The organism is Streptomyces sp. Alt3 (assembly GCF_030719215.1).
GTDB classification, from domain to species: domain Bacteria; phylum Actinomycetota; class Actinomycetes; order Streptomycetales; family Streptomycetaceae; genus Streptomyces; species Streptomyces glycanivorans.
Genome location: NZ_CP120983.1, coordinates 6,698,700 through 6,712,341, shown reverse-complemented (window position 1 = coordinate 6,712,341; position 13,642 = coordinate 6,698,700). Strand labels below are relative to the sequence as shown.

The window sequence follows — 13,642 nt, the reverse complement described above, 5'->3', positions numbered from 1 at the left end:
GGATGCATTTCGACCGCTTCCGACCGGTACAGCTCGGATGAATCAAGGCGTGGCACGGTTCATCTCCGCACGCAAACGGGCTGCGTCGGAGCTGGGTGGAAGCCGTAAGGTTGGTCCGTACACAAGGAAACTTCGGAAGGAGGCCTGGGTGATCGAGCTCGAGGGGGTACCCGAGCTGATCGACCCGGTCATGGTGGCCGCGTTCGAGGGCTGGAACGACGCCGGGGACGCCGCCTCCACCGCGGTCGCGCATCTGGACCGGGAGTGGAAGGGCGAGGTCTTCGCGGCGCTCGACGCCGAGGACTACTACGACTTCCAGGTCAACCGGCCCACGGTGTGGATGGACGGCGGGACACGCAAGATCACCTGGCCCACCACACGGCTCTCCGTGGTCCGGGTCGGCGGCGAGAAACCCCGTGACCTGGTGCTGATCCGTGGCATCGAGCCCTCCATGCGCTGGCGTTCGTACTGCAACGAGATCCTGGGCTTCGCCCATGAGCTGGGCGTCGAGATGGTGGTCGTCCTGGGTGCGCTGCTCGGCGACACCCCGCACACCAGGCCGGTCCCGGTCAGCGGGGTCACGTCGGATCCGGACCTGGCGAGGACCATGGACCTGGAGGAGACCAGGTACGAGGGCCCGACCGGCATCGTGGGCATCCTCCAGGAGGCCTGCACACACGCGGGGGTTCCCGCGGTCAGCCTGTGGGCGGCGGTCCCGCACTACGTGTCGCAGCCGCCGAACCCGAAGGCGACGCTCGCGCTCCTGAACCGTCTGGAGGACCTGCTCGGTCTGCGGATCCCGCTGGGCGAGCTGCCCGAGGACGCCCGCGCCTGGCAGCTCGGGGTCGACCAGCTGGCCGCCGAGGACAGTGAGGTCGCGGAGTACGTGCAGACGCTGGAGGAGGCGCGGGACACCGCCGAGCTGCCCGAGGCGTCCGGCGAGGCCATCGCCCGCGAGTTCGAGCGCTATCTGCGCCGCAGGGACGTCGGAGGTCCCGGTCAGGGGCCGGGCGGTCATGCCACGGAGAGCGGTGACATGCCCTATCTGCGGGACACCTCCGGCGGGCGTACGCGGCCGCCGAAGCCGCAGCGTCCGGAGAAGGGCCGCCCCAAGGACGGCAAGGACGGCGACGGCGGCGACGCACCCGAGGACCCGCCTGCCGCGGGTCCGGACGGGAACGCCTCGGACGACTGACACCGCCTCCGTACACGCCGGACGGCCCCGGACTTCGTCGATCTCTCGCGAAGTCCGGGGCCGTCCGGCGTGTCCGTGGGGTTGCGGGTCAGAGCGCGACGCCCAGCAGGGCGTCGACGGTGCGCGAGACGAGGCCGGGCGCGCCCTCGTCCGTGCCGCCCCCGGAGATCTGGAGCTCGGCCCAGCGGTCCACGGCGGCCAGTGCGGCCGGGGTGTCGAGGTCGTCGGCCAGGGCCTCCCGCACCTCCTCGACCAGGGCGTCCGCGGAGAGTCCGTCGGGGCGGGAGACGGCGGCGCGCCACCGGGCGAGACGCTCGACCGCGTCGGCCAGGACCTGGTCGGTCCACTCCCAGTCGGACCTGTAGTGGTGTGCGAGCAGGGCGAGCCTGATGGCGGCGGGGTCCACGTCGTCCCGGCGCAGCGCCGAGACGAAGACGAGGTTGCCCTTGGACTTGGACATCTTCTCGCCGTCGAGGCCGACCATGCCGGCGTGCACGTAGGCGCGGGCGAACGGGTGCTCCCCGGTCAGCACCTGTGCGTGCGAGGCGCCCATCTCGTGGTGCGGGAAGGCGAGGTCGGAACCGCCGCCCTGGACGTCGAAGGTCATGCCCAGGTGGTCCAGGGCGATGGCGACGCACTCGATGTGCCAGCCGGGCCTGCCGCGGCCGAGGGAGCCGCCGTCCCAGCTCGGCTCGCCCTCACGGGCGGCCATCCAGAGCATCGGGTCGAGCGGGTTCTTCTTGCCGGGGCGCTCCGGGTCACCGCCGCGCTCGGCGGAGAGCAGTCGCATGGCCTCGGCGTCCAGGTTCGAGACCTCGCCGAAGTGCGGGTCGCTCTCCACGGAGAAGTACACGTCGCCGTCGAGTTCGTAGGCGGCGCCCGCGTCCCGGAGGCGTTCCACGAGCGGGACGATGCCGGGTATCGCCTCGACCGCCCCGATGTAGTGCTTCGGGGGAAGCATGCGCAGGGCGGTCATGTCCTCCCGGAAGAGTGCCGTCTCGCGCTCCGCGAGCTCGGTCCAGTCCTCGCCGTCGCGCACGGCCCGCTCAAGCAGCGGATCATCCACGTCGGTCACGTTCTGGACGTAGTGAACCTGCCGCTTGGTGTCGAGCCACACGCGCTGAACGAGGTCGAACGCGTTGTAGGTCGCCGCATGACCCATGTGGGTCGCGTCGTACGGCGTGATGCCGCAGACGTAGATGCGGGCGACGGGACCGGGGTCAAGGGTGATCCGTCCGCCGGTCGCGGTGTCGTGGATCCGAAGGTCGCGGCCCTTGCCAGGCAGGGCGGGGACCTCAGAAGCGGGCCAGGCATGCATGTCATGAGCGTAACCGGACGATGCTTCCGGATACGAACCGGATGGCAGATCATGGCCGAAGAGGCGGTCTTGCGCACGGGGTGGTGATGCCCTACCGGCCGTTCCCGGGACGGGCGCCGCCCGCGCCGCCGGACGGGCCGGACCGTGCTGTCACACGGGTGGCCACGGGATCGGCGGCCAGTCGCCGCTCGGCTGCGGGTGCCGGCCGGACGTGCGAAGGCTCTCCACCCGGCCGCGCAGGGCGTCGAGTTCCGCCGTCGTGATCAGTTCCGCCAACCGGGTGGCGAGCTCCGTGCCCGGTTCCAGGGCCGTGGACAGCCGACCGAGCACCTCGGACGCCTCGGCGGTCAGGGGTTCGCCCGCCCACCCCCAGAGCAGCGTCCGCAGTTTGTCGTCGGCGTTGAACGTGACGCCGTGGTCGATGCCGTACAGCCGTCCACCGGGGGCGGGCAGCAGGTGCCCGCCCTTGCGGTCACCGTTGTTGATCACCGCGTCCAGCACGGCCAGCCGGCGCAGGCGGGGGTCGTCGGCGTGCACCAGCAGGGCCGTCCGCCCCTCCCCGACCTCGGCGAATCCGACGGCCTTCCAGCCCTCCCCCGGCTCGTCGTCCTCGACGAGGGCGAGCAGGGGCGGCAGTCCGTCGGCGGTCTCCGTCTCCTCCTCCGCCTCGATCCACAGCTGGCACATCCCCTCGCCGTAGGGGCCCTCCCGCAGCACCGTGGGCGGCACGAGGCCCCAGCCGGTGGCCTCGGAGATCTCGTACGCGGCGACCTCGCGCCCGGCGAGGGTGCCGTCGGGGAAGTCCCACAGCGGCTGCTCACCGGCGACCGGTTTGTAGACGCAGGTCCGCTCCTCGCCCTCGTGGGCGATCGTGCAGTACAGCACCGCGTTGGACGCGCCCCGGACCTGGCCGAGGACCGTGAGCTCCCCCTCCGTGAGCAGGGCGCGCAGCCCGGCCTCCGTCAGGCCCCGCGACGGTATCCGTTCTGGCGCGGGCACACGTGTCCTTCCGGATCGAGGGGCAGGCTGCACAGCGGGCAGGGCGGGCGGCCGGCGTTGACGACGTCGAGCGCGCGCTTGGCGAAGGCCCTCGCCTGGCCTCCGCTCAGCCGGACGCGCAGCATCGGCGGGCCGTTCTCCTCGTCCTGCAGAAGCCTTTCCTCGGCCTCCGCGAGGTCGTCCTCGGAGTCGGCGTCCAGTTCGACGAGTGCCTGCGCCTCGACGATCATGCGCTGCTCCTCGCCGTCCCAGGCGAGCGCCATCGTGCCGACGCGGAACTCCTCCTCGACGGGGGCGTCGAGCGGCGCGGTGTCGGCGACATCCGTGGGTGCGACGGCGGGCACCGGTGAGTTTCCGCCGGTCCGCCGGACGACCTCGTCGAGGAGTTCGTCGATCCGTTCGGCCAACGCGGCTACCTGCGTCTTCTCCAGAGCCACGCTCGTGACCCGGCCGCGCGAGGATGCCTGCAGGAAAAACGTACGGCGGCCAGGCAGCCCGACCGTGCCGGCCACGAAACGGTCCGGCGGGTCGTAGAGGAACACCTGACGGGACACGTCCTGTCTCCCTTGAGAAGTGATGGCGGATGGGGGCTGCCCCCGGGACCCAGCGAGAGGTCCCGCAAGGGCTCTACGGCGCGTCCACCCTACTGCGCCGAGCGATCACGGTGCCCCAGCGCCGCCCCCGACGGCCGCGTCCGTCCCCGTGTCCCCCGCCGCGTCGGCCCCGATGGCCTGTTCACGCGGTGCCAGGGACGCGAAATCGCCGGTGTCGCCGAGGCGGAGGAGGAACGGGCGCAGCCGCGTGTAGCGGATCGCGGTCACGGAGCACGGGTCGGCCTGGATGCGCTGGAAGAGGTCGAGGTGCATGCCGAGGGCGTCGGCGACCAGGGCCTTGATGATGTCGCCGTGCGAGCACATCACGTAGGCCGCGTCCTCGCCGTACTCCGCCTCGATGCGGGTGTTCCAGTCCCGCACGGCTTCGACGGCCCGGGCCTGCATGGCCCGCATGGACTCGCCGCCCGGGAAGGCGGCGGCGGAGGGGTGCTGCTGGACGACCTTCATCAGCGGCTCGTCGGAGAGTTCCGCGAGTTTGCGCCCCGACCAGTCCCCGTAGTCGCACTCGCTGATGCGGTCCTCGGTGTGCAGCGCGAGCCCGGGGCGGGCGTCCAGCAGCGGCTGGAGCGTCTCGCGGCAGCGCTGCAGCGGGCTGCTGACGGCCTCCGCGAAGGTGAGGGCCGACAGCCGGCCGGGAAGTGCGGCGGCCTGTGCGGCGCCGCGTTCGTCGAGGGAGACGCCGGGGGTCCGGCCCGCGAGCACTCCGGAGGTGTTGGCGGTCGAGCGTCCGTGGCGTACGAGGATGAGCGTGGGCATACCTGCCAGCGTAGAGGTGCGTGAAGGCGTCGCGGCAGGGAACAATGCGCGGGTGATCGTCGACTGCGGAATTTACCGGGACGGGCGCCGGACCGAAGGTCCCGCCGACTTCTCCGATGCCCTCGACGAGGCACGTGCCACCGGGGACGCCTTCGTCTGGATCGGGTTGCACGAGCCGACGGAGAAGGAGTTCGACCTGGTCAGCAGCGAGTTCGCGCTGCATCCACTCGCGGTCGAGGACGCCCTGCGCGCCCACCAGCGGCCCAAGCTGGAGATCTACGACGACTCCCTGTTCGTCGTGATCAAGCCGGTGGTCTACGAGCCGAAGAGCGACACCGTGAGCGCCGGCGAGCTGATGCTGTTCATAGGGGACTCCTTCGTGGTGACGGTGCGGCACGGCGAGGGCGCGCCCCTGGCCGCGGTGCGGAGCCGCCTGGAGGCCGAGCCGGAAGTCCTCCGGCACGGGCCGACGTCGGTGCTGTACGCGGTCAGTGACGCGGTGGTGGACCACTACATCGAGGTCGCGGCAGAGCTCCAGATCGACCTGGAGGGGCTGGAGGCCCAGGTCTTCGCCCCGACCGGTTCGGCGGACTCGAAGAACACGGCGGCGAGCATCTACACCTTCAAGCGGCAGGTACTCGAGTTCCGCCGGGCGACCAATCCGCTGGGAGCGCCCATGGCGCGGCTGTCGAGCGCGGGCGTGCCGTTCGTCGATGACGGGTCCCAGCCCTTCTTCCGGGACGTGAACGACCATCTGACGCGTGCCGTCGAGCACGTGGAGGGGCTGGACCGGCTGCTCTCGGACATTCTGTCGGCCCATCTGGCGCAGGTGGGAGTGCGGCAGAACGACGACATGCGGAAGATCTCGGCATGGGCCGCGATGGCCGCCGTGCCGACCATGGTGGCCGGGATCTACGGGATGAACTTCGAGCACATGCCGGAGCTCGACTGGGTGTGGACGTACCCGGCGGTGATCGTGCTGATGGGCCTCGCGGTCGCCGGGCTGTACCGCCTGTTCAAGCGCCGCGGGTGGATGTAGGGGCGGGCTGCTCAGGCGTACTCGGTCTCGGGCAGGGCGGTGCCGCCCAGGGCGTCACGCAGGACGGGCTGTTCGAGGCTCACCATGCGCCGCCAGCCGACCAGCCGCTCGTAGGCGTACATCGCGTGGATCCCCGCGGCCAGCGCGGCGGCCTTGGCGCGCGGCCAGCGCAGCACGCGGCCCATGTGGCTCATCACGGCGAGGCTGACGTCGCGGTACACCCGGATCTCGGCGTGGGCGCACTCGCGCAGGACGTACTGGATCGTCCGGCCGTGTCCGGCCCGGGCGAAGCGGAGCAGCTCCTCGTGGCAGTAGGCGAGGTGGTTGTCCTCGTCCCGCGAGATCATCCTGACGGCCCGGCCGAGGACCGGGTGCCCGACGAAGTGCTTGAGCAGGAGCCGCATCTGTTCGGACGCCCGCTGTTCGGTGACCCGGCTGTGGGCCAGGTACACGATGACGTCCCGCTCGGTGAGCGGTTCCTCACGGCTCAGCCGCTCGTGGGCGAGGCCGATGCCCCGGCGCTCCAGCAGCAGGGTGTAGTCGGTCTCGTACGGCACCGCCACGGGCTGGAGTCCTCGCTGCTTCAGCAGGGCGTTGAAGATCCTGCCGTGCTTGTCCTCGTCGGCACCGTGCCGGGCGACCTTGGGCGCGAGCTCCCGCAGGCCCGGCGGCACGAGTGAGGCGATACGGCCGTTCTCCCAGCCGCCCTGCGACTCCCCTCCGGCAGCGATCGAGCAGAACAGCCGGAACGACTCGTCGTCGTCGAGGATCTCCTGGAACAAACTCTTGGCCGAGAGCATCACTGCCACCTTTCGCACCGGTGTCCGCAGAGCGACAGTCAAATTCGGTACGCGTCGGTAGGCAACACCAGCGGGGCGGTGGCAGGGCCGAACGGGGCGGCGCCCGGTCGCGGGGCCCGTCGGGGCGTCCCGGACGGACACAGGGCGTAACCCGGGGCGCTCCCGCGCGTTGCACCCTGTGACGGCCGTGGCGGGGAGGACCCCCGAGCCCCCACCACGGCCGTAGTGCTGAGCCCGGTGCCTAGGCGGCCAGGCCGGAGCGCTCCAGGGCGTCGGTACCGGCGCGCAGGGCCGCGAGCCGCTCGTCGAGCGTGAAGCCCGCCGGGGCGAGGGTCAGGGTCGTGACGCCCGCCGCCGCGTACGCCTGCATCCGGTCGGCGATCCGGTCGACCGAGCCGAGCAGTGTGGTCTCGTCGATGAGCTGGTGCGGCACGGCGGCCGCCGCACCCGCCTTGTCGCCGGCCAGGTACTTGTCCTGGATCTCGGCGGCTTCCTTCTCGTACCCCATGCGCCGGGCGAGCTGGTTGTAGAAGTTCTGCTTGCGGCTGCCCATGCCTCCGACGTAGAGCGCTGTGTACGGACGGAACATGTCGGCCAGACCGGGGATGTCGTCGCCGACCGCCAGGGGCAGGGTGGGGCAGACGTCGAATCCGTCCATCGTCTTCCCCGCCTTCTCGCGCCCGGCCCGCAGGTGCTTCACCGCGGTCTCCTCCAGGTGGCCGGCGGAGGGGAAGATCAGCAGGGCGCCGTCGGCGATCTCGCCGGTCTGCTCGAGGTTCTTGGGGCCGATCGCGGCGATGTAGAGCGGGATGTGCTCGCGCTGGGGGTGCACGGTCAGCTTGATGGGCTTGCCGGGGCCGTCGGGCAGCGGCAGCGTCCAGTGCTCGCCCTCGTAGGACAGCCGCTCGCGGGACATCGCCCTGCGTACGATCTCGACGTACTCGCGGGTCCGGGCCAGCGGCTTGTCGAACTTGACGCCGTACCAGCCCTCGGAGACCTGGGGCCCCGAGACGCCGAGGCCGAGGCGGAAGCGGCCTCCGGAGAGCGAGTCGAGGGTGGCCGCGGTCATGGCCGTCATGGCGGGCTGCCGGGCCGGGATCTGCATGATCGCGGAGCCCACGTCGATGGACTCGGTCCGGGCGGCGACCCAGGCGAGCACGGTCGGCACGTCCGAGCCGTACGCCTCGGCCGCCCAGCAGACGTCGTAGCCGAGCCGGTCGGCCTCCTGGGCGACGGCGAGGTTGTCACCGTCCATGCCCGCACCCCAGTAACCGAGATTGATGCCGAGCCGCATACCCACACTCCCTCTACTGATCAGTAACGTTCCTGTGCCGGGGACTCTAGCGCGGGGCGCCGGATTCCGGCAGGCTCGCCCCGGGGCCGCGGTTGTCCACAGGCTTCCACCCCGTGGGGCCCCGGCCAGTAATCTCAGCGCCCATGGAGCAGAGGCATCTCGGCCGTACCGGCCTTCGTGTGTCCCGGATCGGGCTGGGCACGCTCACGTGGGGCCGCGACACCGACGAACACGACGCCGCGGACCAGCTCAAGGCCTTCTGGGACGCGGGCGGCACCCTCGTCGACACCGCCGACGTGTACGGCGGCGGGGAGGCCGAGTACCTGCTGGGGCGGTTCCTGGACGCCCTGGTGCCCCGGCAGGATCTGGTGGTCGCCACCAAGGCGGGCAGTGTGCCCGACCCCTACCGCCGCGTCGACGGGTCGCGCGGGCATCTGCTCGCCGCGCTCGACGCCTCCCTCGAACGGCTCGGCACGGACTACGTCGACCTGTGGCAGATACACGCCTTCGACCCCGGCACTCCGCTGGAGGAGACCTTGCAGGCGCTGGACATCGCCGTGTCCTCGGGGCGAGCCCGGTACGCCGGGGTGGCCGACTTCAGCGGCTGGCAGCTGGCCAAGGCGGCCACGTGGCAGCTCGCCGCGCCCGGGCTGCGCACCCGGCTGGCGTGCACGCAGATGGAGTACTCGCTGCTGCAGCGTGGCATCGAGCGGGAGGTGCTTCCGGCGGCGCTGGACCTCGGGGTGGGGCTGTTGCCGTCGTCCCCGCTGGGCCGCGGTGTGCTGACCGGCAAGTACCGCACCGGGACGCCGTCAGGTTCACGTGGGGCCTCCGAGCAGCTGGCCCCGTTCGTGGAGCCGTATCTGGACGAGGCCGCGAGCAGGATCGTGGACGCGGTCGCCACGGCGGCGGACGGCCTCGCCACGACGCCCCTCCAGGTCGCGCTCGCCTGGGTGCGGGACCGGCCGGGGGTGGTCGCGCCGGTCGTCGGGGCGCGCAACGCGCGGCAGCTGGGCGAGGCGTTGTCAGTGGAGGCGCTTAGTCTTCCTGACGAGATCTGCCAGGCGCTCGACGATGTGTCGGCGCCCGTGCACCGCTATCCGGACCAGGACTGGAGCACGCTGTGACTGCGCATTCCCGGGGAGAAGCCCCGGACCCCCCGGCCGAGGACCACGAGGCCGGCGAGGACGCCGGTGGCCGGGCCGCCGACACGCCCGGCGCGCCCCACGAGGACGGCGCGGGGAGCGCGGAGGGGACGGACGACGCGGAGCACGCGGAGCACGCGGACGACGGCACTGAGGAGGCCGGCGACCAGGAGCAGGGGTCGGATGCGCCCCCAGCGCCCGCCGCCCCCGCCGTGTCGGAGGCCGAGGCGGAACTGGCCGCACAGCGTGAGCTGCGTGAGCGGATCGAGCGGCGCAAGGCCGAGAAGGAAGGGCCCATCGCGGCCGGTGCGAAGCTGAGCGGCCCGGCCGCCGATCTGCTGGCGGCTGTACGCGCGGTGGAGAGCGGCGAGAAGCCGGGCACCGCCTTCTTCGACTCACCCGCGTCGGCTCCCGCACCCCGCAGGGCGGCCCCCGCCGCCACGACCGCGCCCGCGCCCCGGGCCCCCGAGCGGCCTGCCCCGGGGGCCGTCTCCGCCGGGACCGCGGCCTCGGTCGCGGCGGTGCTCGCCGAGGGCGGGGCTCCCGAGACGCTGGCCCGCCCGGCCGCGACGACGCTCGGTGAAGGGGCCGCCGGTCTCCTCCGGGAGGACCCGTGGCAGCTCCTGTCCCTGCCCGGTGTGCGTCCGGAGCAGGCGGACGGCTTCGCGCGGGCTCTGCTGGGCGCGGAGTGCGGCCCCGACGACGAACGGCGCACGGCTGCGCTGGTGGGCTGGCTGCTGGAGCGGGCCGCTCTGCGGGGGCACACCGCGCTGGACGCCGAGGAGGCGCGCAAGGCACTGGCCGGGTTCGCGGTGGCCGATCCCGCGGGGGCCGTCGAACACGCCGTGGCCGAGGGGGTCGTGCTGGTCTTCCAGGACGGCGTCGACGCCACGGAGGGGGAGGAGACGGTGCAGGACACCGAGGAGGGCGAGGCGTCGTCCGAGGACGGGGCCCGGGGCGGCGAGGAGCCGGTGCGGGTCCTGCTCGGTCTCGACCGGTACGCCCTGGCCGAGGAGAGCCTGGCCGACGGCCTGGCGCGGCTGGTCAACTCCTGCGAGAAGGGGGCCGACTGGACCGAGGCGGCCGCCGCCGCCCCGTCCTCGTCGGCGGGCGAGCTGATCCGGGCTGCGGCGGCCGCCGGACTGGTCGCCCACAGCGGCGGGGAGACCGCCCGGGCGGAACCCGCCGCCCTCGTCGCCGCGGCGCGCGGTCTCGGTCTGCGGGCGCTGGGGACCACCCACAGCCCCGACGGACAGCGCAGGCTGGCCGCCGAGGCCGGTGAGCCGGGGGCCGCTGTCACGCTCTCCGCCCTGCTCTCCGGCGAGGGCGGGCCCGGCCGGGACGCGGACGGCGCGTTCGCCCTCGACGTACTGGTCGTGCTGGACGCCCCGCAGCTCGACGTGGAGACGGCCGCGATGCTGGTGGAGTCGTTGGCCGACGGGACGCGGCTGGTCCTGAGCGGCGATCTGGGGGTCCTCGGATCGGCCGGTGCGGGGCGGGTGTTCGCCGACGTGATCGCGTCGCGAGCCTGCCCTCACGTGGTCTCCCGCACGCCCGACCCGGGGCCCATCGGCGAGCTGGTCTCCGGCATCGGGATCGGCGAGCTGGCCCAGGTCGAGGCGCCCGGCAGGGAGGTGGTGATCGTGCCCGTGCGGGACGCGGGTGAGGCCGTCCACCGCACGGTGCAGCTGGTGGCCGATTCGGTGCCGCGCGTCATCGGCGTACCGTCCTCGGACACGCAGGTGATCACGGTCGGGCACGGTGGCTCCGCGGGCACGACGGCGCTCAACGCGGCGCTGAAGCAGCGGCTCAATCCGGGGCCGGGCCGGTTCGGCGGCTTCGACCCCGGCGACCGCGTGGTCCATGTCCCCGCGCCGGGCAGGGTGGTCCCCGGATCGGTCGTCTCGGCCGACGCGGAGGGCCTGCACCTGGACTGCGCGGGCACGTCCGTCGTCGTACCGCAGGACCGGGTGGAGTCCGCCGTGCGCCACGGCTGGGCGCTCAGTGCCCATCAGGCGGCCGGGATGCGCTGGCCCGCCGCTGTCGTCGTCCTGCCGGGCGACGCCGCGCAGGGGCTCAGCAGGCCCTGGGTGTACACGGCGTTCAGCCGTGGGGAGCGGCATCTGTCCGTGGTGCACGGCGTGGATCAGGCTCTGCCGCGCGCGGTGGCCGAGGTGCCCGCCCAGCAGCGGACGACCAGGCTGGGGCCCCTCCTGGAGGCGCTGCCCACCCCGGACGCCTCCTAGGGGCCCCGGCCGAAGACACGCCGACGGCCCCGGTGCGCTGCGCGCCGGGGCCGTCGGGCGGTGGGATCAGGAGCGCCGGCGGACGACGCCGTCGGGGTCCCCGTCCGGCTCGTCCTCCTCGTCGAAGACCGAACTGGCGTCGAAGCGGCAGACCACCAGGGCGGGGTCGGCCTCGTCGAACGGCGCCGCGAGCCACTCCCCCGGTTCGGGAAGCTCGTCCGCGGCGGAGACCCAGAGGGTGGAGTCCCCCTCCTCCAGACCGAACTCCACGTGCCGGGAGGCGATTTCGTCCGCCTCGTACTCGCCGAACACCACACCCAGCGCGGCATGCACACCGGCGCCGGCGGCAGCCGCCTCGCCGTCCTGCCCGTCCGGGTCCAGGTCGGCGAGCCGCTGGGCCTGGGCGAGCAGCCGTGCCGGCTCCGCCACCGCGTAGTCACGCCTGATCAGCACGCTCACGGCGTGCGGCTCCTCGGGACCGGCGTAGGGCGGGAGGGAGTCCTCCGCGGCCGGGATCTCGAAGGGGGTGACCTCGTCGTAGCGGTCGTAGAGCAGTTCGTCGTAGACCTCGGCAGCGGCGGCCAGGGCGTTGAACGCGTCGTAGACGGTGGGGTCGTCGTCCCCGGTACGGCGTTCGACTGCCTGGAGGTGGCGGTCGAGCGCGGTTTTGACTGCATCGGCGGCGGCGCGTACCTCGGCAGCAGTGGGCTGCGCAGCATCAGACATAGGACAGACGCTATCCGTACCGGGGGTCTGCCCGCACAATAGATGCGATGCCGGAATACGAATTCATCGACGTGTACGTGCCGCGCGGGGTGTCCCGCAAGGAGGCGGCCCGCCTGCTGACCGACCATGCCGAGTACGGGCACTGGGAGTTGGACCGGCTGACGCTGCGCCTGGACGGCAGCCGCCGGGTGCGGCTGCGGCGCCGCATCATCCGCCAGCTCCGGGCCACCTGGTAGCACGGAGCGGGCTCCGCGTGCGCGGAGCCCGCCCGTCGGGCGTTGTCGCGGTACCGCTACGCCGCGTTGCGCGAACGCCGGTACAGCACCGTGCCCGCGCCGGCGAGCAGCATGCCCGCGCTCGCCGGGATCAGCACGTCGAGCCCTCCCCCGCCGGTCTGCGCGAGCTGCTCACCGGCCACGAGCTGGGTCTCCGGAGCCGGGGGCGCGTCCGGCGTGACCGGCTTCTGAGGGGTGTGCGGCGTCTGCGGTACGACGGGAGGCGGGACCGGCTCCGTGTCGTTCTCGCAGGAGTTGCCGAAGACCGGGTTGAGCAGTCCGCCGATGGTGATGCTGTTGCCGCACAGGTTCACCGGAATCTCCACCGGCGCCTGCACCTGGTTGCCGGAGAGGATCCCGGGGGAACCGGTCGTCTCCGCCTGGGCCGAGGTGCCGGAGGCGCGGTGCCTGCCCGTCCCCGCCCCGCTGTCGCGCGCGTCCTCGTGCCCGGACGCCCGGCTCCCGGAGCCGTGACCGGACGACGCCCCGTCGTCCGGGGCGTACGCGTGTCCGGAGTCCGAAGATCCGTTTCCGCAGTCGTTCCCGCTCGCGGGGTTGAGCAGACCGCCGACGTCCACGGAGTTTCCGCACACGTTGACGGGTACATCGACCGGGACCTGGATCGAGTTGCCGGAGAGTACCCCCGGTGAACCCGACGCGGCACCGGCCGCACCCGCGTCGGCGTGCGCGTAGCCGCCGCCGAGCGCGAGCACTCCGCCCGCCGCTGCCATGGTGATCAGGCCTTTACGTGTGACCTGTCGCATAGGTTGTCTTCCTGCCTTCTGCACTCACGAAATACCCCGGACGCAACCGTGCGGCGGGGCCGAATGCCCAGCGGCCCCGGAGTGCATGGAACGCACTCCGAGGCCGACCGGACTCAAACCCTTACGGGTTGACGCGCATCGTCACGCGTTGACGCAGGTGTTGCCGAAGGCGGGGTTCAGCAGCCCGATCACGGAGACCGTGTTGCCGCACACGTTCACGGGAACGTGAACCGGAACCTGGACGACGTTGCCCGAGAGCACGCCGGGGCTGCCGATGGCGGCACCCTGGGCACCGGCGTCGGCGGAAGCCATACCCGCACCCGCGAGCACGAGGCCACCGGTAGCAGCCGCGATTGCGACGACCTTCTTGATCATGATTCCTCCTGTGTTGACAAGTGCGGTCCCAGCCGCGGACCGCATCAGGTGAAACGAGGAGAGGAGGAGCGGGCTACGTGCGGGTGATCCCTTTCA

14 protein-coding genes are annotated in these 13,642 nt (G+C 72.5%); 5 read left to right on the top strand and 9 right to left on the bottom strand.

The genetic code is table 11. The features are described from left to right. Window positions 1-148 precede the first annotated feature (148 nt). The gene (locus P8A20_RS29665; RefSeq protein WP_147962196.1) at window positions 149-1,195 is read left to right on the top strand and encodes a PAC2 family protein; all 1,047 of its coding nucleotides are present in this window, start codon (window positions 149-151) and stop codon (window positions 1,193-1,195) included. Window positions 1,196-1,283: 88 nt separating this feature from the next. On the opposite strand, the gene mshC is transcribed toward P8A20_RS29665, so the two are convergent. The 4 genes from mshC to P8A20_RS29645 form a co-directional block, all read right to left on the bottom strand. Beyond that, window positions 1,284-2,513 (bottom strand): cysteine--1-D-myo-inosityl 2-amino-2-deoxy-alpha-D-glucopyranoside ligase, encoded by a 1,230-nt coding sequence (mshC, locus tag P8A20_RS29660; protein ID WP_147962195.1) that lies wholly within the window; start codon window positions 2,511-2,513, stop codon window positions 1,284-1,286. 150 nt (window positions 2,514-2,663) lie between these two features. Then, window positions 2,664-3,512: an Rv2133c family protein gene (locus tag P8A20_RS29655; protein WP_147962194.1), complete on the bottom strand. Its 849-nt coding sequence runs from the start codon at window positions 3,510-3,512 to the stop codon at window positions 2,664-2,666. Beyond that, window positions 3,476-4,066 carry an Rv2134c family protein gene (locus P8A20_RS29650; RefSeq protein ID WP_147962193.1) on the bottom strand — a complete coding sequence of 197 codons (591 nt, stop codon included), beginning with the start codon at window positions 4,064-4,066 and terminating at the stop codon, window positions 3,476-3,478. Before P8A20_RS29650 ends, P8A20_RS29655 begins: the two co-directional genes overlap by 37 nt. Before the next feature lie 105 nt (window positions 4,067-4,171). Then, entirely contained in the window at window positions 4,172-4,882 is a 711-nt protein-coding gene (locus tag P8A20_RS29645; protein ID WP_306104540.1) for a histidine phosphatase family protein, read from the bottom strand. A gap of 52 nt (window positions 4,883-4,934) precedes the next feature. On the opposite strand from P8A20_RS29645, the gene corA reads away from it, so the two are divergent. Continuing rightward, window positions 4,935-5,921, top strand: coding sequence for a magnesium/cobalt transporter CorA (gene corA / locus P8A20_RS29640; RefSeq protein WP_147962191.1), 987 nt, complete (start codon window positions 4,935-4,937; stop codon window positions 5,919-5,921). A gap of 11 nt (window positions 5,922-5,932) precedes the next feature. Here the strand turns inward: corA and P8A20_RS29635 are convergent, their stop codons facing one another. Beyond that, window positions 5,933-6,721, bottom strand: coding sequence for a ferritin-like domain-containing protein (locus tag P8A20_RS29635; RefSeq protein WP_306104539.1), 789 nt, complete (start codon window positions 6,719-6,721; stop codon window positions 5,933-5,935). A gap of 241 nt (window positions 6,722-6,962) precedes the next feature. Further along, window positions 6,963-8,015 (bottom strand): LLM class F420-dependent oxidoreductase, encoded by a 1,053-nt coding sequence (locus P8A20_RS29630; protein WP_147962189.1) that lies wholly within the window; start codon window positions 8,013-8,015, stop codon window positions 6,963-6,965. 143 nt (window positions 8,016-8,158) lie between these two features. Here P8A20_RS29630 and P8A20_RS29625 point away from each other — a divergent pair, with 143 nt between their 5' ends. After that, window positions 8,159-9,142 carry an aldo/keto reductase gene (locus P8A20_RS29625; protein ID WP_147962188.1) on the top strand — a complete coding sequence of 328 codons (984 nt, stop codon included), beginning with the start codon at window positions 8,159-8,161 and terminating at the stop codon, window positions 9,140-9,142. Continuing rightward, entirely contained in the window at window positions 9,139-11,406 is a 2,268-nt protein-coding gene (locus tag P8A20_RS29620; RefSeq protein ID WP_306104538.1) for a helix-hairpin-helix domain-containing protein, read from the top strand. Before P8A20_RS29625 ends, P8A20_RS29620 begins: the two co-directional genes overlap by 4 nt. A gap of 66 nt (window positions 11,407-11,472) precedes the next feature. On the opposite strand, the gene P8A20_RS29615 is transcribed toward P8A20_RS29620, so the two are convergent. Then, window positions 11,473-12,132: a hypothetical protein gene (locus P8A20_RS29615; RefSeq protein ID WP_147958044.1), complete on the bottom strand. Its 660-nt coding sequence runs from the start codon at window positions 12,130-12,132 to the stop codon at window positions 11,473-11,475. 47 nt (window positions 12,133-12,179) lie between these two features. On the opposite strand from P8A20_RS29615, the gene P8A20_RS29610 reads away from it, so the two are divergent. Continuing rightward, a complete protein-coding gene (locus tag P8A20_RS29610) occupies window positions 12,180-12,368 on the top strand; it encodes a DUF5703 family protein (RefSeq protein WP_014157168.1) in 189 nt (62 codons plus the stop codon). A gap of 56 nt (window positions 12,369-12,424) precedes the next feature. On the opposite strand, the gene P8A20_RS29605 is transcribed toward P8A20_RS29610, so the two are convergent. Both P8A20_RS29605 and chpH read right to left on the bottom strand, forming a co-directional pair. After that, a complete protein-coding gene (locus P8A20_RS29605) occupies window positions 12,425-13,171 on the bottom strand; it encodes a chaplin (protein WP_306104537.1) in 747 nt (248 codons plus the stop codon). Between the two features lie 141 nt (window positions 13,172-13,312). Next, window positions 13,313-13,546: a chaplin ChpH gene (chpH, locus tag P8A20_RS29600; protein ID WP_031099530.1), complete on the bottom strand. Its 234-nt coding sequence runs from the start codon at window positions 13,544-13,546 to the stop codon at window positions 13,313-13,315. Window positions 13,547-13,642 lie beyond the last annotated feature (96 nt).

What these genes read in the sequence shown, in the direction of transcription:
- P8A20_RS29610 (WP_014157168.1), top strand. Translation starts at nt 12,180, where the DNA reads ATGCCGGAATACGAATTCATCGACGTGTACGTGCCGCGCGGGGTGTCC.
- P8A20_RS29625 (WP_147962188.1), top strand. Translation starts at nt 8,159, where the DNA reads ATGGAGCAGAGGCATCTCGGCCGTACCGGCCTTCGTGTGTCCCGGATC.
- P8A20_RS29635 (WP_306104539.1), bottom strand. Translation starts at nt 6,721, where the DNA reads ATGCTCTCGGCCAAGAGTTTGTTCCAGGAGATCCTCGACGACGACGAG.
- chpH (WP_031099530.1), bottom strand. Translation starts at nt 13,546, where the DNA reads ATGATCAAGAAGGTCGTCGCAATCGCGGCTGCTACCGGTGGCCTCGTG.
- P8A20_RS29630 (WP_147962189.1), bottom strand. Translation starts at nt 8,015, where the DNA reads ATGCGGCTCGGCATCAATCTCGGTTACTGGGGTGCGGGCATGGACGGT.
- mshC (WP_147962195.1), bottom strand. Translation starts at nt 2,513, where the DNA reads ATGCATGCCTGGCCCGCTTCTGAGGTCCCCGCCCTGCCTGGCAAGGGC.
- P8A20_RS29615 (WP_147958044.1), bottom strand. Translation starts at nt 12,132, where the DNA reads ATGTCTGATGCTGCGCAGCCCACTGCTGCCGAGGTACGCGCCGCCGCC.
- P8A20_RS29605 (WP_306104537.1), bottom strand. Translation starts at nt 13,171, where the DNA reads ATGCGACAGGTCACACGTAAAGGCCTGATCACCATGGCAGCGGCGGGC.
- P8A20_RS29645 (WP_306104540.1), bottom strand. Translation starts at nt 4,882, where the DNA reads ATGCCCACGCTCATCCTCGTACGCCACGGACGCTCGACCGCCAACACC.